14 protein-coding genes are annotated in these 16,359 nt (G+C 72.2%); 2 read left to right on the forward strand and 12 right to left on the reverse strand.

Translation table 11 applies throughout. The features are described from left to right. Window positions 1–36 precede the first annotated feature (36 nt). The 5 genes from AB0411_RS12800 to AB0411_RS12820 all read right to left on the reverse strand — a co-directional run bounded on the left by AB0411_RS12800 (window position 37) and on the right by AB0411_RS12820 (window position 4,181). The gene (locus AB0411_RS12800; RefSeq protein ID WP_366417293.1) at window positions 37–849 is read right to left on the reverse strand and encodes an ABC transporter substrate-binding protein; all 813 of its coding nucleotides are present in this window, start codon (window positions 847–849) and stop codon (window positions 37–39) included. Beyond that, complete coding sequence (locus AB0411_RS12805) at window positions 807–1,670, reverse strand: metal ABC transporter permease (RefSeq protein ID WP_366417294.1); 864 nt, start codon at window positions 1,668–1,670, stop codon at window positions 807–809. Before AB0411_RS12805 ends, AB0411_RS12800 begins: the two co-directional genes overlap by 43 nt. Next, window positions 1,667–2,242, reverse strand: a complete 576-nt coding sequence (locus tag AB0411_RS12810) for an ABC transporter ATP-binding protein (protein WP_366417295.1) — start codon at window positions 2,240–2,242, stop codon at window positions 1,667–1,669. Before AB0411_RS12810 ends, AB0411_RS12805 begins: the two co-directional genes overlap by 4 nt. 297 nt (window positions 2,243–2,539) lie before the next feature. Further along, window positions 2,540–3,163 (reverse strand): sigma-70 family RNA polymerase sigma factor, encoded by a 624-nt coding sequence (locus AB0411_RS12815; RefSeq protein ID WP_366417296.1) that lies wholly within the window; start codon window positions 3,161–3,163, stop codon window positions 2,540–2,542. Window positions 3,164–3,533: 370 nt separating this feature from the next. Next, window positions 3,534–4,181, reverse strand: a complete 648-nt coding sequence (locus AB0411_RS12820; RefSeq protein WP_366417297.1) for a PE-PGRS family protein — start codon at window positions 4,179–4,181, stop codon at window positions 3,534–3,536. Window positions 4,182–4,575: 394 nt separating this feature from the next. Between AB0411_RS12820 and AB0411_RS12825 the strand changes: the two genes are divergently transcribed. Next, window positions 4,576–4,926, forward strand: coding sequence for a PRC-barrel domain containing protein (locus tag AB0411_RS12825; RefSeq protein ID WP_366417298.1), 351 nt, complete (start codon window positions 4,576–4,578; stop codon window positions 4,924–4,926). Between the two features lie 67 nt (window positions 4,927–4,993). On the opposite strand, the gene AB0411_RS12830 is transcribed toward AB0411_RS12825, so the two are convergent. The 6 genes from AB0411_RS12830 to aceA form a co-directional block, all read right to left on the reverse strand. After that, window positions 4,994–5,221 carry a hypothetical protein gene (locus AB0411_RS12830; RefSeq protein WP_366417299.1) on the reverse strand — a complete coding sequence of 76 codons (228 nt, stop codon included), beginning with the start codon at window positions 5,219–5,221 and terminating at the stop codon, window positions 4,994–4,996. Window positions 5,222–5,360: 139 nt separating this feature from the next. Continuing rightward, complete coding sequence (locus tag AB0411_RS12835) at window positions 5,361–6,503, reverse strand: ABC transporter substrate-binding protein (protein ID WP_437041850.1); 1,143 nt, start codon at window positions 6,501–6,503, stop codon at window positions 5,361–5,363. A gap of 197 nt (window positions 6,504–6,700) precedes the next feature. Beyond that, window positions 6,701–9,511: a SpoIIE family protein phosphatase gene (locus tag AB0411_RS12840; RefSeq protein WP_366417408.1), complete on the reverse strand. Its 2,811-nt coding sequence runs from the start codon at window positions 9,509–9,511 to the stop codon at window positions 6,701–6,703. A 299-nt stretch (window positions 9,512–9,810) separates the two neighbouring features. Further along, the gene (locus tag AB0411_RS12845) at window positions 9,811–10,692 is read right to left on the reverse strand and encodes a 3-hydroxybutyryl-CoA dehydrogenase (protein WP_403147815.1); all 882 of its coding nucleotides are present in this window, start codon (window positions 10,690–10,692) and stop codon (window positions 9,811–9,813) included. Continuing rightward, entirely contained in the window at window positions 10,689–12,281 is a 1,593-nt protein-coding gene (gene aceB / locus AB0411_RS12850; RefSeq protein WP_366417300.1) for a malate synthase A, read from the reverse strand. Before aceB ends, AB0411_RS12845 begins: the two co-directional genes overlap by 4 nt. A 127-nt stretch (window positions 12,282–12,408) precedes the next feature. Then, on the reverse strand, window positions 12,409–13,692 hold the full coding sequence (gene aceA, locus AB0411_RS12855; protein ID WP_366417301.1) for an isocitrate lyase: 1,284 nt from the start codon (window positions 13,690–13,692) through the stop codon (window positions 12,409–12,411). 368 nt (window positions 13,693–14,060) lie between these two features. Here aceA and AB0411_RS12860 point away from each other — a divergent pair, with 368 nt between their 5' ends. After that, complete coding sequence (locus AB0411_RS12860; RefSeq protein WP_366417302.1) at window positions 14,061–15,467, forward strand: short-chain fatty acyl-CoA regulator family protein; 1,407 nt, start codon at window positions 14,061–14,063, stop codon at window positions 15,465–15,467. Between the two features lie 214 nt (window positions 15,468–15,681). Here the strand turns inward: AB0411_RS12860 and AB0411_RS12865 are convergent, their stop codons facing one another. Beyond that, window positions 15,682–16,284: a lipoprotein gene (locus AB0411_RS12865; protein ID WP_366417303.1), complete on the reverse strand. Its 603-nt coding sequence runs from the start codon at window positions 16,282–16,284 to the stop codon at window positions 15,682–15,684. Window positions 16,285–16,359 lie beyond the last annotated feature (75 nt).

Genomic DNA, 16,359 nt, shown 5'->3' on the forward strand with positions numbered 1-16,359 from the left:
CGGCCCCCGCTGTTCCGGATGCGGGGCGCCCGCCGGTCAGGAGGCGGCGAAGGCCTTCTTCATCTGCTCTGCGGCCTTGCGGTAGACCGCGAGCAGATCGAGGTCCTTCCCCGGGTAGTTGACGATGTTCAGCTGCTTCGCGCCGGAGCCCGGCAGCACGGTGCCCGTCGACATGTTCTCGTTCTCCAGGACGAACGCCGGCTTCTTCGCGGACAGCCGGGAGAGCTGCGCGGGAGACACCGCTTCCGGCCCGTAGGTCCCCACCAGCCGTGCGCCCGCCAACTTGGCCGCCCATGTGGTGAAGACCTGGGAGGCCACGGCGGGCGCCTTGCCGTCGGGCCGGGCGGCCTTCAGCCGGCCGGCCAGGGACTTCCACTCGGCCGCGAGGGCCGCGTTCCACTTCGCCGCCGCCTGCTCGGTACCGAACGCCTTGCCCAGCCGCGTCACATTGGCGCTGGTCTTCGCGGGGGCGTTGTCCAGTTCGAGGTCGATCATCTTGGCCCGGGAGCCGGCCGCCTCCTTGATCCGGCCGGCGAACGGTTCGAAGGGCGCGTACAGGACGTAATCCGCCTCGGCCACCGCGGACAGGTCGGACGGCTTGAGGTCGTAGTCGGGCGCGTGCCGGATCGAGGCGGGCACCAGGGACTTGACGTTCTTGGCCCCGGCCGCCTTGGCCAGCGCCGCCTCCCAGGAGGTGGTGGCGACCACCACGGGGCCGGCGGCCGACTTTCCCGAGGTGTCGTGCGACGCGTCCTTCGAGGACGCGCCGGAGGCACCGCATCCGGAGACCAGCAACAGCCCCGCGCTCAGTGCGACGAGGGGACGGACGAGGACGCGGGCACGCGCCATGAGGGGGTTCTCCGTTCGGGTACGAGATGAGCTGCCAGGGCGACCGCCCCGGCAGCGAGGACGAGGACCGGGCCGGGCGGCAGGTCCCAGGCGAGCGAGACGAGGAAACCGGCGACATTGACCACGAGGCCGATGCCGACGGCCCACAGCGTGATCGACACCAGCGAGCGGCCGAGACGACGGGCGGCGAGCGCGGGCAGCAGCGTCAGCGCGTCCACCAGCAGGGCCCCGGTCAGCCGGATGGCACCGGCCACCGCGACCGCCACCAGGACGAGCAGCAGCACCGTGAGCCGCTGCACCGCCACCCCGGAACACAGGGCGAGTTCCCGGTCGTGCAGCAGCAGGGCCAGATCACGCCGGCGCCAGACGAACAGCGCCGGCAGGGCCACCGCCAAGGCGCCCAGGACGGCGAGGTCGGCGGGGCGCACCGCCAGGATGGAACCCCACAGGAGCGCAAAGGCCCCGTTGGCGTTGACCCCGGACAGCGCCAGCAGCAACAGCGCGGCGGCGATGGCCAGACTCATCAGCAGACCCATGGCCCCGGAGAGCCCGTCGGCATCACGGGCCAGGGGCGCCACCCCCGCGCCCGCCAGGGCGCAGGCCACCAGCGCACACAGCACGGGGTCCAGACCCAGCAACTGACCCGCCGCAATGCCCAGCAGGGCGACATGCATCATCGCGAAGCGCACCGGCATGATGTCCAGCCCCACGATCACCACACCCACGATCGGCAGCCCGAGCGCCGACAGCAGCAGGCCGGCCCCGGCCCGCTGCACGGGCACCAGCTGCAACAGGTCCCCGACCTGCCCGAGCGCACTCACCGGATCTCCCGCAGCGCTCCGGCGGCCATCTCCAGCGTCCGGTCGCACCGGGCCGCCATCGCCCGGTCGTGGGTCACCACGACCAGCGTCACCGGCAGCGTCGTGAGCACCTCGGCGGCCTCCTCCTGCCCCGCGAAGTCCAGTGCCGCCGTCGGTTCGTCGGCGAGCAGCACCCCCGCTCCGGCCGCCACACAGCCGACCGCCCTCGCCAGGTGCATCCGCTGCAACTGGCCCCCCGACAGGCTGCTCAGCGGGCGGCCGGCCAGCGCGCCCACCCCCAGCCGCTCGGCGGCCAGCGCGGCCTGTGCCGGAGCGCCGCTGCTCGCCAGCAACTCCTCGGCCAGCAGGGGGAAGCGACCGGCGGCCGGCCGCTGCGGAATCCAGGCGCAGGCCCGCCTCCGCCAGGACCGCTCGGCGGCGGTCCGGTGGCCGCGCCCGCCGACGAGGATCTCGCCGCCCGCCTGCCGGTGCAGCCCGAGCACCGCACGCAGCAGCGTCGTCTTGCCCGAGCCGTTGGTCCCCGTCAGGGCGACGCGTTCGCCCGCGGCGATGTCCAAGTCCACACCGGTCACCGCCTCCAGACGGCCGTGCCGGCACACCACCCCCCGAAGCCGTAGAGCGAGGGCGGCCGTATCGCTCACCGGCCGCGTCGCTGGGGACCCTGACTGCTGATTGCTGCACTCCACAGCCAGCTAGTCGGCCCACCGCCCGGTTGAGTTCCCGCCGGCTGCGCCGTAGTTCCACGCTCTGCCGCAACGGACCGGTCGTGGCCCCCGTACGACGGTGACCGGCGGCCGGCCGAGTGACGGCGGGGCACAGGACGCGTCACGACGCCTCCTGTGCCCCTGGGCCCTCCTCCCGGCCGCGGGTCAGGCCACGGATTGGGCCACGGCGGGCTGGGGCAGCGGCCCCCGCCCTGCGGCCTCCTGGCCAGCCGGGGTGCCGTCCGCCGCGTCGAGCAACGCGATCAGCGTCTCCCGCGCCCTGGCCACCCGCGAACGGACCGTACCCACCGGACAGCCGACGACCGCGGCCGCCTCGGCATAGGGCAGTCCGACCAGTTGGGTGAGCACGAACGCCTCCCGCCGGCACGGCGCGAGAGCGGAGAGGATGTCGGTCAGGGCGACCCCCTCGTCGAACCCCGGCACGGTCTCGCGCTGGGCCTGCTCCGCGAGGGCCTGCCAGTCGGCGAGACCGGCGATGCGCGGCCTGGCCTGGTTCGCACGGATCCGGTCGGCGACCGTACGCCGGGCGATGGTCAGCAGCCAGGTACGGGCCGACGACCGGCCCTCGAACCCGGGCAGGCCGCGCAGGGCCCGCAGATAGGTGTCCTGCACCAGGTCGTCCGCGGCCTGTGCGTCGCGGCTCAAATGCGTCACATACCGCAGGACATGCCGCCGGGTGCCCCGTACGAACAGCTCGACCGCCTCTTCATCACCCGCGCGGGCCGCCAGGGCCCACTGGGTCACCTGAGCATCGTCGACCTCACGCATCTGCATCCTCCCCCACGGGAGCCACCGGGCTCCACGGCTGCACTCCCGCTTCCCGGACCCGGCGTATCAGCGGAGCGGGCACACCGCCGCTCCGACCGGACCGCCGGAACGGCCGGGACGCACGGGGCGACCCGAGGGGCCGCCGGCCGAAGCCGGTCGGCCCGACGGACGAGTCGTTGCTCCGCGGCGTCGCGGAGCGGGGGGCCGGAGCGAGACCGGCCGTGGGCACCTGGGATGCCACCGTCCGGACAGGCGTCATCATCATCTGGAGTCCTTCGCATGGTTCGGTCACCGTGAGTACGGACGACCGGAGAGCCGGGTGCGGGCACGGCCACCGCCGCTCCCACGCGCACCCGGATACCGGCTGTTGTCAGCGGACAGCCGGTTCCCTCGGAGGACCACGCAACGACACCACATGCGCCAACAGCAGTTCGCGCAACGCCCGGCGCGGGGACTGCGCCGGGACCCGCAGCTCCTCCGGAGCCGCCGGAAGCGCGGAGCACAGCAGGGGACACAGCCGCCCGAAGAGGAACAGGGACACCGTGCGCACCAGGCGGAAGGCCGCCTGTTCCCCGCCCCACAGCCACCAGGCGCTCAACGCGGCGACCGCCATGTGCACCGCGAGCATCGAGTGCCCGGCGCTCTGCATTCCCTCGTGCAGCGACGCCGGCATACCCGGCATCGACCCATGGGCCGTCCCGCCGCCGGAGAGCGCCGACGGGACCGGTGACCCGCCGTCACACGTCAGGACCTTCCGCCACAGCCGGCCCCAGGACCACGGACCGTCTGCGGGACCCGGTGACACCTGACCGACCGTGAACACCGTGTGGAGCGCGGCCTGGGTACCGAGGGTCAGCAGGCCCACCACACCCGGCCCGCGCTCACGCCGGGCGAAGCACCACGCGGCGGCGGACGACCCGGCGGCGGCCGTGAGCACCACATGCCACGGCAGCGGGGACCTCGCCGCCAGGGCGTGCCCGAGAGCCGTCAGCAGCACACAGACCGTGGCGAACACCACGGCCCGTAGCCCCCTGAGAACGCATCCGGCTTCCATGTCGAGCCCAGCTTGCACCCTGGCCGCCTTTCCCGACCCCGGAGTCCAAAAAGGTGCTCAATCCTGGAGCGAAATCCACCGGACCCGCCACCCGCACTGCACGGTGCGGCGCCCGACCTCCGTCATGGCTCACCTGGCGGTGGCCTGCGGGGCAGTCCCTGCGGACCGGCACGGACCCGTCCCTCCCCGTGCTCCCGCTCGCGCTGCTCAAGGCACCCGGGGCGGCCGTCGAACGGGTGAAAAAGTCCCCCGCGCACGGGTCGAGCCCCGGGGACGGGGCACGCGGACAGCGAGGAAACGGCCTCGGACGAGAGCATGGTTCTGCTCATCGCACGTCGTCGACGAAGGAGCCGATTCCATGAGCGACATCTGGGGCTATCAGCCGACCACCGGCTACCTCGCGGGCGCGAGTCTGATCGGGTACAAGGTCGAGGCCACCGACGGAAGCATCGGAAAGGTCGACCGGCACTCGGACGAGGTCGGGGCTTCGTACCTGGTCGTCGACACCGGAACGTGGATCTTCGGCAAGCATGTCCTGCTGCCCGCCGGCACGGTGACCCGCATCGATGACGACGAAGAGACGATCTATGTGGGACGCACCAAGGCGGAGATCAAGGACGCTCCGGAGTTCGACAAGGAAAGGCACCTCGGCGACGCCGGGTATCACGAGCAGGTGGGCCGCTACTACCAGGGCTGGCACCGCGCCTGACACGGCGGGACGTGTGGCCGGAGGGCCCCGTCGACCGTCTCCCCTCGGCGGGCCGGCCGCCGGTGCCTCAGCCGCGCCGCCCCGTACGGTCGACGCGGCGTCGCCGCAGCGCCGAACCGGCCAGGGCGGGAAACGCGATCACCCCGACCAGGCTGGGCAGGAGGCTTGGTTCGCCGGCTCCGGACTGCAGCACGGCTGCCAGGAGCTGGACACCGGCCAGCACGGCCAGTCCCAGGTAGATCCATCCTGCCCAGGCGGGGCCGGCCAGTGTGGGGGCTGCACCGTGTCGTTCCATTGTCCGCGTATGCCCCGCGACGCCCGGCTCAAGGCCCCGGCGACACCGCGGACTTCCGGACGGCACGGGCCCGCGCGCCCTGGGCGGAAGGCCCCTCGTAGTGTCGGCCGCCGCCCCGGCTCCTTCCCGACCTGACGGTTCAGCGGCCCACGGCCTTGGCCCACTGCGCACGGACCGTGCGCAGCGCCTTGTTCAGCTGGGCCTCGGTCGGGAACTGCGGTGTGCCCTCGACCGTCGGCAGCCGTGCGGCCAGGGCCTTGTCGAGGGTGCCGTTCTTCGCCATGGCGGCCATCAGCACCGGGCGGGCGTAGTCCACGAGACGGAGGTTCTGGCCCTCCGGGCTGAAGAGGTACTCCTCCCACAGCCGTGCCGCGGCCGGATGGGGGGCGTTCTTGTTGATCGCCATTGCGTAGTACTGGGAGAAGCTGCCGTCGAACGGAATGGAGACCTTCCACTTCACGTTCGTGCCGCGGAGCCGGTCGATGTGCTGCAGGTTGAGGTAGTCCCACTCGATGCTGATCGGTGTCTTTCCCTCGGCGATGGTGGCCGGGCCGGGTTCTGCCCGGTGGTAGTTGCCGGCCTTGTCGAGCCGGGCGAAGAAGTCAATGCCCGGTTGGATGTTGTCGAACGACCCCCCGTTGGCGAGCGCCGCCGCGTACACGGCGGCGAAAGCCGATCCGGCACTTGAGGGATCGCCGTGGATCGAGACCATGCCCTTGTACTCCGGCCGGAGCAGATCAGCGAAGGATTCGGGGCAGCTCCGCACACGGGAGGCGTCGCAGCCGATCGAGATGTAGCCGCCGTAGTTGTTGTACCAGCGGGCGTCGGCGTCCTTCTGATCCGGCGGGATCTCGTCGAACTGCGCGACCCGGTAGGGGGCCAGCAGGTTCTGCCGCGCCGCGGACTGGGCGAAGGTGTCCCCGACGTCGATCACGTCGGGGGCGCGCTTTTGGCCTCGGTAGCGCTTGAGGGCCTCGATCTCCTGACTGCTGTGGCCGTTCGGGTCGTCGACGACGACCTTGATGCCGTACTTCTTCTCGAAGCCGTCGATCAGCCCGCCGTAGTTGGCCCACTGGCGCGGCAGCGCGATCGTGTTGAGCCTGCCCTCCTTCTTCGCCGCCCGGATCAGCGCCGCCGTCCCGCCGACCTCCGCCGCGGACCCGGCCCGGGAGGGTGCGACCGGCCGGGTGGGTCCCCCGCCCTGGCACGCCACGAGACCGAGCGTCACCAGGCCGAGGCAGCACAGGACAGCGCCGGTGCGGACCCGGTGATGTGGGGCCACGACGCCTCCAACAGGGCCGGATGGGGGAGCGGTCCGCCGGGCGGATGGCGGACGCGGAGCGTGCGGCAAGGTCCACAGCAGCGTACTCCGCCCCCTTGCGGGCCTCGGCCAGGACGAGATCGGGCCAGGTCACAGCGGCGAGTAGGCGGCGCGCCGGCCGGGAGCGGGCGCCGGGTCCGGGCACCGCGCCACCGGTCTCACCACCCCCCTTCCTGCTCCCAACGGCGCAGCAGGTGCTCCGACGGCTCCTCTTCCGCGGGCAGGGTGTCGGGGACGAGGGCCTGGGCCGCCCAGATCGTCTTGCCCCTGGGGGAGTAGCGGGTGCCCCACTGCTCGGCGTACTGCGCGACGAGGAAGAGGCCGCGGCCCTCCTCGTCGGTGGCCTTCGCCTGGCGGATGTGCGGGGAGGTGCTGCTGCCGTCGGAGACCTCGCAGATCAGGGTGCTGCGGGTGTGCAGGAGCCGGACGTGGATGGGCTCGGCGCCGTAGCGGATGGCGTTGGTGATCAGTTCGCTGAGGATGAGCTCGGTGCCGTAGGAGATGTGCCCCAGGTCCCATTCCGCCAACTGGCGGGCGCAGTCGTTGCGGACCGGGCCGACCGCCGCCGGGTCGCGGGACACGTCCCATTCGGCGACGTCCGACGGGTCCAGCCGCCGGGCGCGGGCCACCAGCAGCGCGACGTCGTCGGTGGAGCCGGCGGGCAGCAGCGCGTGCAGGACGGTGGCGCAGGTGTCCTCCGGCGTACGGTCCGCTCCGGCGAGGGCCGCACGCAGGGCTTCCAGCCCGGCGTCCAGGTCGTGGCTGCGGTTCTCGACCAGCCCGTCGGTGTAGAGCACCAGCCGGGAGCCTTCCGGCAGCGACAGCTCGGCGGTCTCGAAGGGCAGCCCGGCGCCCAGGCCCAACGGCGGGGAGACCGGCGGGTGCAGGAACTCCACCGTCCCGTCGGGGTGGGCCACGGCGGGCGGCACATGACCGGCCGTGGCGGCGGTGACCTGCCCGGAGACCGCGTCATAGATGACGTACAGACAGGTGGCGCCGGTGATCGCCGGTCCCTCGTCGGTGTCCTCGTCCTGGATGTCGAGGCGGGTCACCAGCTCGTCCAGATGGCCCAGCAGTTCGTCGGGGGAGAGGTCCAGGGCCGAGAAGTTGTGCACGGCGATGCGCAGCCGGCCCATGGTCGCCGCCGCGTGCAGGCCGTGGCCCACCACGTCGCCGACGACCAGCGCCACCCGCGCGCCGGGCAGCGGGATGACGTCGAACCAGTCCCCGCCCACGCCGGCCTTCGCGGGGAGGTAGCGGTGCGCCACCTCCAGGGCGTCCTGGTCGGGCAGGCCGCGGGGCATCAGGCTGCGCTGGAGCGTCATCGCCATGGTGCGCTCGCGGGTGAAGCGGCGGGCGTTGTCGATCCCCACCGCGGCCCGCCCCGCCAGTTCCTCGGCGAAGGACAGGTCCTCGTCGTCGAACGGAGGGGAGTCCCCCGACCGCCAGAAGTCCACCAGGCCCAGCACCACCCCCCGGGCGCGCAGCGGAACGACGGCCAGGGAATGCACCCCGTGGTCCAGGATGCGCCGGGTGCGTTCCGGGTCCTGGGACCGCCAGGCGGACGAGCCGGCCAGGTCGGGCAGCACCATGGCGCGGACCTGGTCCACCTCCGCTGCCCCCGGGGTGTCCGGGACGGCGCGGATCAGCTCGCCGACGGGGTGGAGCGGGTGGTCCGGCGCCAGCCCGGCGATGGCGGTCCGGCGCAGAGCGCTGCCCGCCACGGCCGGTTCCTCACCCCTCAGCACCGGGTCCAGCAGCTCGACGGTGACGATGTCGGCGAACCGGGGAACCGCCACCTGCGTCAGTTCCTCGGCCGTCCGCACGACATTCAGCGTGGAGCCGATCCGCAGCCCGGCGTCGTAGAGGAGCCGCAACCGCTCCCGTGCCACTTCGGCGCGCCCCGCCAGCCACCTCAGTTCGGTGGTGTCGCGCAGGGTCACCACGCTTCCCTGGTGGGATCCGTAGGGGGAAGTGGACCGCTTGTTGACGGCCAGCAGCCTGTCCTGGGCCAGATGCACCTCGTCGGTGGCGCTCCGGTCCGACGCCAGGAGTTCGGCGGTGCGGTGGTTGAGCGTCAGGTCGCCCACCCGGCGCCCCTCCGCGTCCGCCGGCAGGTCCAGCAGCCGCCGGGCCTCGTCGTTGGCCAGCAGCAGCCGGCCGTCGTGGCCGACGATGAGGACGCCCTCCCGTACCGCGTGCAGCACCGCGTCGTGATGGTCGTACATCCGGGTCATCTCGGCCGGTCCCAGACCGTGGGTCTGCCGGCGCAGCCGGCGGCTCACCAGCCCCGCGCCGCCGCCGGCGAGAGCCAGCGCCACGACCGCGGTGCCCAGGAACATGGGCAGCTGCCGGTTGACCGACTTCTGCACCTTCTCCACCGTGACCGGTGCGGCGACGAGGGCGACGACCCTCCCCGAGGCGTCCTTCACGGGGGCCACGGAGACCACGGAGAGGCCCAGGGCGCCCTGGAAGGTCCGGGTGAAGGGCTTGCCCCGGGCGGCCTCGGCATACGGGCCGATGACGTGCTTGCCGATCTGCCGCGGGTCACTGTGGGTGAGGGTGATCCCGTCGAGCTTGTACACGATGAGGGCGTCGACGCCGGAGGCCTTCCGGGCCGCCTCGGCGAGCGGCTGGAGCTTCGCGGACGGGTCGCTGCTGTTCAGCGCCTGCTGGAGCCCCCAGGAGTGCGCGAAGGACTCGGCGGCGGCGAGCGTCCGGTGCCGGGCGTCGGTCATGGTGTCCCGCCGGGCCTGGACGACGAGGGCCACCACCGCCGCCGCGACCAGCAGCACCACGACCACCAGCTGCAGGAGGAAGACCTCCTGGGCGACGCTGCGGGTGGTCAACGAGGGCCGGATGTGCTGCGGACCGCCGTTTCCGGCAGGGCCTTCGTCCTGCGCCTCACCGGTGCCGTGCCCGGCAGAGGGCGCACCCGGAAGGGCGGAACGACCGGACGCGCGGCTCAGCCACCGCCAGAGGCGCCCCGGATTTCCGCTCATGATTCACATTTATCCCGCTTTGCCCGGGGGCGGGCAAGGCGCGCTACGGCAGTTGCCCCACGGGGCGACACGTGGCCGGCAGGTGGCCGCCGCGCCGCGCGGCACCGGATCCCGCCCCCCGTCGCGCCCGGCGCCCGGCCGGGACCTGCTGCCCGGGTCGCGGGTCCGGCCGGCACGGCGGGGCGCGGAACGGCCTCGGTCCTCCGTTCCGCGCCCCGTACCGCACACCCGCCGGGCCCCTCAGCCCGGCGGCGATCCAGGGACCCTCAGCCCTGGTCGTAGGTGTGGAACCCGCGGCCGGCCTTGCGGCCGAGCAGCCCCGCCTCCACCATGCGCTGGAGCAGCGGCGGCGGGGCGTAGAGGGGTTCCTTGAACTCGTCGTAGAGGGACTGGGCGATGGCGGCCACGGTGTCCAGGCCGATCAGGTCGGCGAGCTTGAGCGGGCCCATCGGGTGGGCGCAGCCCAGCTCCATGCCCGCGTCCACGTCGGCGGCGGTGGCGAAGCCGGACTCGGCCATCCGGACCGCCGAGAGCAGATACGGCACGAGCAGGGCGTTGACGACGAAGCCGGCCCGGTCCTGGGACCGTACGACCGTCTTGGCCAGGGTGCCGGTGACGAAGTCCTCGGCGGCGGTGACCGTCGCCGGCGCGGTGTGCAGGGAAGCGACGACCTCGACGAGCGGCAGCACCGGCACCGGGTTGAAGAAGTGCAGCCCCAGGACGCGGTCCGCGCGGCGGGTCGCCATGCCGAGCCGCATGACGGGGATCGCCGAGGTGTTGGTCGCCAAGATCGCCTCCTCGTCCTCGACGACCTTGTCGAGGACGGCGAAGACCTCCGTCTTGGCGCCGGTGTCCTCGACGACGGCCTCGATGACGAGCTGCCGGTCGGCGAGGTCGCCGAGACTGCCCGTGAAGACCGTCCGGGTCAGGGCGTCCTCCGCCGAGATGCGGTCCAGCTTGCCGCGCTGGACCGCACGCTCCAGGGAGACGGCCAGCCGCTCGCGGGCGGCGCGGGCCGCGGCCGCACCGGCCTCGCAGACCACGGTGTCGAGTCCGGCGCGCGCACACACCTCGGCGATGCCCGACCCCATCCGGCCCCCGCCGACGACCCCGACCCGCCGGATCGCGGGGTTCACGATGGTGCTCATGCGGTGGCCTCCGCACGCTGCACCAGATGGCGGGAGTAGGCGTCCGGGGTGAAGAAGGCAGGCAGCTCCCGGGCGAGCGCGGTCCGTTCGAACAGTGCCCGGACCTCCTCGATCCGCGCCCAGGGGTACTGGGCTCCCAGGGTGGCGATCTCCTCGTCGAGGAGGCCGAGCACCGTGTCCCGGTCCACGGCGCCGTGGCGCAGCCACTGCCAGATCTGGGCCCGGGCGATCTCGGCGGCCGCCGCGTCCTCCATCAGTCCCTCCAGCGCCACCGCCCCGGTGCCGCGCAGCCAGGCATCGAAGTAGCGCAGGGCTACCGAGATGTTGGCGCGCACGCCCGCCTCGGTGGGCGGTCCCGCGGTGCGCCGGACGGCCAGCAGCTGAGCGGCCGAGACCTCCACATCGTCCCGGGTGCGGTCGATCTGGTGCGGCCGCCCGCCCAGCACGCCGTCGAAGATCTCGCGGCAGAAGGGGACGAGCGCGGGGTGGGCGACCCACGTCCCGTCGAAGCCGTCCTCGGCCTCGCGCTCCTTGTCGAGGCGCACCGTGGCCAGCGCCGCCCCGTCGGCCCGCGCGTCGTGGCCGGGGACATGGGCCGTCATGCCGCCGATGGCGTGCGCGCCGCGCTTGTGGCAGGTGTGCACCAGCAGTTCGGTGTAGGCCCGCAGGAAGGGCGAGGTCATGGTGACCTTCGTCCGGTCGGGGAGCGAGAAGTCCGGGCGGTGCGCGAAGGTTTTGATCAGGCTGAAGAGGTAGTCCCAGCGGCCGGCGTTGAGTCCGGCGCTGTGCTCACGGAGCTCGTAGAGGATCTCCTCCATCTCGAACGCCGCGGTGACCGTCTCGATCAGGACGGTGGCACGGATGGTGCCGCGCGGGATGCCCAGCAGCTCCTGGGCGAGGACGAACACGTCGTTCCACAGCCGGGCGTCGCCGGCGTTCTCCAGCTTGGGGAGGTAGAAGTACGGGCCGGAGCCGGCGTCGATCTGGCGCTGTGCGCAGTGGAAGAAGTACAGGCCGAAGTCGACGAGCGAGGCGGGGACGGGGCGGCCGTCCACGAGGAGGTGCTCTTCGGTGAGGTGCCAGCCGCGCGGGCGGACGACGATGGTCGCGAGCCGGTCGCCGAGGCGGTGCTCCGTGCCGTCGGGCGCGGTGAAGTCGATGCGCCGTTCGAGGGCGTCCAGCAGGTTCAGCTGACCGCCGATGATGTTCGCCCAGGTGGGGGAGGTGGCGTCCTCGAAGTCGGCCAGCCACACCTGTGCCCCGGAGTTGAGCGCGTCGACCGTCGTCCGGCGCTCCGGCGGCCCGGTGATCTCCACCCGCCGGTCGGTGAGACCCGGTGCGGGCGGGGCGACCCGCCAGTGCGGATCGGCGCGGACGGCGGCGGTGGCCAGCGAGAAGTCGAGCGGGGAACCGGACGAGAGGCGAAGGGCGCGGCGGCGGCGCTCGGTGAGGATGTCGCGGTACCGGTCGGCGAAGGCCCGGGCGAGACGCCCGAGGAAGTCCAGGGCGCCGGGGGTGAGGATCTCGTCGAAGCGGTCGCCCGGGGCGCCGAGCACCTGGACACGGCGGGTCAGTTCGGTGGTGGACATGCGCATCTCCTCAACGGGCGCAGGGGGGCGGAGCGGAGTGGTGCGGGGTGGTGCGGGCCGGACGGAGACGGTCGTCCGGCCCGCACCTGGCTGCGGGGCGGCTGGGCGCAGCCGCGCCGAGCGGCTCCTAGTGGAACTGCTCCTCTTCGGTGGAGCCGGTGAGCGCGGTGGTCGAGGAGGCGGGGTTGAGGGCCGTCGACACCTGGTCGAAGTAGCCGGTGCCGACCTCGCGCTGGTGCTTGACCGCGGTGAAGCCGTGCCGCTGGGCGGCGAACTCCCGCTCCTGGAGGTCGACGTACGCGGTCATCCCGGACTCGGCGTAGCCGCGGGCCAGGTCGAACATGCCGTGGTTGAGGGAGTGGAACCCGGCCAGGGTGATGAACTGGAAGCGGTAGCCCATCGCGGCCAGCTCCCGCTGGAACTTGGCGATCTGGTCGTCGTCCAGCGCGGCCTTCCAGTTGAACGACGGCGAGCAGTTGTAGGCCAGCATCTGGTCCGGGTGCTCGGCGTGGATCGCCTCCGCGAACTCGCGGGCCTGCGCCAGGTCCGGGGTGCCGGTCTCGACCCAGATCAGGTCGGCGTACGGGGCGTAGGCCAGACCGCGGGCGATGACCGGCGCCATGCCGTTCGCCACCCGGTAGAAGCCCTCCGCGGTGCGCTCCCCGGTGACGAACCGGGCGTCGCGCTCATCGATGTCGCTGGTGAGGAGGTTGGCGGCGAGGGCGTCGGTACGGGCCACGATCACCGTCGGGACATCGGCGATGTCGGCCGCGAGGCGGGCCGCGTTCAGGGTGCGGATGTGCTGACCGGTGGGCACGAGGACCTTGCCGCCGAGGTGACCGCACTTCTTCTCGGACGCGAGCTGGTCCTCGTAGTGGATACCGGCGGCACCGGCCGCGATCATCGCCTTGGTCAGCTCGAAGGCGTTCAGCGGCCCGCCGAATCCGGCCTCCGCGTCGGCGACGATGGGCGCCAGCCAGTCGGTGGTGTCGCCGCCGCCCTCGGCGGTGGCGATCTGGTCGGCGCGCAGCAGCGCGTTGTTGATCCGGCGGACCACCTGCGGAACGGAGTTGGCGGGGTAGAGGCTCTGGTCGGGGTAGGTGTGGCCGGCCTGGTTGGCGTCGGCCGCGACCTGCCAGCCCGACAGGTAGACGGCCTGGAGGCCGGCCTTGACCTGCTGCACCGCCTGACCGCCGGTCAGCGCGCCCAGCGCATGGATGTAGTCCTGCTCGTGCAGTTGCCGCCACAGCCGCTCGGCCCCGCGCCGGGCCAGGGTGTGCTCCTCCCGGATGCTGCCCGACAGCCGCACCACGTCCTCGGCCGTGTAGCTGCGCTCGATCCCCTTCCAGCGCGGGTCGGTCGCCCACCGCTGCGCCAGCGCCGCGGCCGTCGTCGTGCTTGCCTGTGCCATGACCGTCTCCCGGGTCTGCCTGAGTCTTGTCAATGATGCGAATGTGGCACGGAGTGCCGTATTCGGGTGTGGCCCGCCGGAGGTCCTTGCGTGATCAAGGGTGAGCAATGTTGCGCGAACTTCCGTGCGGAACGGCCGGTGTCTCCGACGTCAGGGCGTGAATCGTGCCTGGTGTTCCGCTCCGGTCGCCGGTTCCGGCGGGCCGTACTCAGACTCTGGCACCGGCACTGAGTGCCATCAACCATGGCGGTATGCCAAGTTCTGTGGATCTTCCGGCCCGCCTTTGCCAACCTTGCGAAGGTGGGATTCGGCGCTGCTCCGCATAAGATCCGGACGGCGGAATTCTGCGAAGAGGGACGGCGATCACCGTGAGCAAGACCTATGCCGGCGCACGCCTGCGCCGGCTTCGCGAGGACCGGCGCCTCACCCAGGCGGCGTTGGCTCGCATGCTGGAGATCTCGCCCAGCTACCTCAACCAGATGGAACACGACGCACGGCCGCTGACCGTCCCCGTCCTGCTCCGCCTCACCGAAGTGTTCGGCGTCGACGCGGCCTTCTTCTCCGCACGCGACACCAGCCGGCTCGTCGCCGACCTGCGCGACGCCCTCGCCAACGAGATCACCGCTGATCGGGTCTCCCCCTCCGACCTCGCGGAACTCGCCTCCCGTATGCCCGCCGTCGCCGGGGTGCTGGTCGACCTGGGCCGCCGCAACCACCAGCTCACCGAGCGACTGTCCGAAGCCGCCGAGGGACGGGGACAGACCGTCGCCGCCCTGCCGCGCTCCCCGCACGAGGAGATCCGCGAGTTCTTCTACCGCCGCCGCAACTACCTCCACGACGCCGACCTCGCCGCCGAGAACCTCGCCACCGAACTCGGCATCCGCCCCGGTGAGGTCCTGCGCATCCTGACCGCCCGCCTGGCGGACCGCCACGGCGTACGGGTGTCCGCCGACTCCCACCGGCTGCACCATTACGACGCGGCCGACCGCGTCCTGCACCTGTCGAGCAGACTGCGCCCCGGCCAGCAGGCATTCCGGATGGCCACACAGCTGGCGTTCCTCGAATACGACGACGAACTCTCGCGCCTCGCGTCGGAGGACTTCCCGCCGGACTCCGCCGCCTGGTCACTGGCCCGCATCGGCATCGCCAACTACTTCGCGGCCGCCCTGATCCTTCCCTACCGACGCTTCCACACGGCAGCCGAAGAGGCCCGCTACGACATCGAGCGGCTCACCGACCAGTTCGGCCTCGGCTACGAGACGGTCTGCCACCGCCTGAGCACCCTCCAACGCCCACGGCTGCGGGGCGTCCCGTTCTCCTTCGTACGGGTGGACCGCGCGGGCAACATGTCCAAACGGCAGTCCGCGACCGACTTCCACTTCTCCCGGGCGGGCGGCACCTGCCCGCTGTGGAACGTCTACGAGGCGTTCGCCGCGCCCGGTCGCATCCATGTCCAGGTCGCCGCCATGCCGGACGGGCAGCGCTACCTGTGGACCGCACGAGCGATCACCCGGCACCGCGGGGGCTGGGGCGAGCCCGGCAAGACGTTCGCCCTCGGCCTCGGCTGCGAGGTCCGGCACGCCTCCCGCGTCGTCTACTCCGACGGTCTGGACCTCGGCAACGCCGCCGCGGCCACCCCGATCGGTATGGGCTGCCGCATCTGTGAACGCACCGACTGCCCGCAGCGGGCGGTCCCACCGCTGGACCGCCGGCTCGCGGTGGACGAGAACAGCAGCACGTTCGTGCCCTATCCCGTCGCCGATCCGGAGGCTTGAGCGCGGGAGGCCGGATCGGTGTGCGGCGGCTTCAGGGACCGGGGCCGGGTCGCGGCCGCTGACTCAGAGAAGCGGCTTGCCCCCTCCGGAGGAACTGGGCTTGTAGTGCTTGTACAGGTTTTCGTACTGGTGGGACCCGGAGGCTCGGTGGGCGCGTCGGGGTGGTCGTACCGGGGACGTACTCCTGTCGTCCCTTGAGCGGCGGAGGCATCGCTCAGGAGGTGAGCCCGAGCGTCTTCTTGGCCAGCTCGAACGCCGGGAGCATCGCCTTGTGTTCGCCCGCGTTGAGCCCTCCGAGATGGATGACCACACCACCGTGCTCGGTCATCACGGCCAGCGCACGTTCGGGCCGGACCTCGCCGGCGGCCAGGTCCGTGACCGTGTAGGCGGCTTCGGTGGCGGGCAGGCCACCGGCCTTGACCTTGCGGATGCTGACGTTGCTCTGGAAGTTCTCGGCGGCGACGAACGCCTTCATCAGGGCGCGGGAGGTGCCGCCGGGCGCGGCGGCGCCCTTGGTGCCGGACCACACGGTGAGGAAGCCGATGTGCCCGGCGGCCTTGGCGTCGAGTTCGCAGGCGGGCGTGAGCGGCCCCTGATGACCCAGCGGGCCCATCCGGTCCACTATCGCCTGGGTGAGGGCCGTCGCCTTCCAGGACGTCTCGGGGGTGAAGTGCACCGGCAGTTCGCACGCGGTGCCCTTGTCGCCGAGCTTCTTCTCGGCGGCTTTGTTCTCGTCCTCGCCCCAGCCGAACGTGCAGCCGCTGAGCACGCTCATCGCGACCACCGCCCCCAGCACGGCCTGCGACATCTTGCGCATTCCGGAAATCCCCCACCCTTGAGCCTGAAGTTTCGAAAATTCGCCGCAGCCTATACGACACATTCGATCTCGAAC

It is taken from the genome of Streptomyces angustmyceticus (assembly GCF_040701845.1).
Taxonomy (GTDB): Bacteria; Actinomycetota; Actinomycetes; order Streptomycetales; family Streptomycetaceae; genus Streptomyces; species Streptomyces angustmyceticus_A.

Excerpts from the sequence above, each read along its gene's own strand:
- AB0411_RS12800 (WP_366417293.1), bottom strand. The coding sequence starts at position 849 with ATGGCGCGTGCCCGCGTCCTCGTCCGTCCCCTCGTCGCACTGAGCGCG.
- AB0411_RS12815 (WP_366417296.1), bottom strand. The coding sequence starts at position 3,163 with ATGCGTGAGGTCGACGATGCTCAGGTGACCCAGTGGGCCCTGGCGGCC.
- AB0411_RS12825 (WP_366417298.1), top strand. The coding sequence starts at position 4,576 with ATGAGCGACATCTGGGGCTATCAGCCGACCACCGGCTACCTCGCGGGC.
- AB0411_RS12830 (WP_366417299.1), bottom strand. The coding sequence starts at position 5,221 with ATGGAACGACACGGTGCAGCCCCCACACTGGCCGGCCCCGCCTGGGCA.
- AB0411_RS12845 (WP_403147815.1), bottom strand. The coding sequence starts at position 10,692 with ATGAGCACCATCGTGAACCCCGCGATCCGGCGGGTCGGGGTCGTCGGC.
- aceB (WP_366417300.1), bottom strand. The coding sequence starts at position 12,281 with ATGTCCACCACCGAACTGACCCGCCGTGTCCAGGTGCTCGGCGCCCCG.
- aceA (WP_366417301.1), bottom strand. The coding sequence starts at position 13,692 with ATGGCACAGGCAAGCACGACGACGGCCGCGGCGCTGGCGCAGCGGTGG.
- AB0411_RS12865 (WP_366417303.1), bottom strand. The coding sequence starts at position 16,284 with ATGCGCAAGATGTCGCAGGCCGTGCTGGGGGCGGTGGTCGCGATGAGC.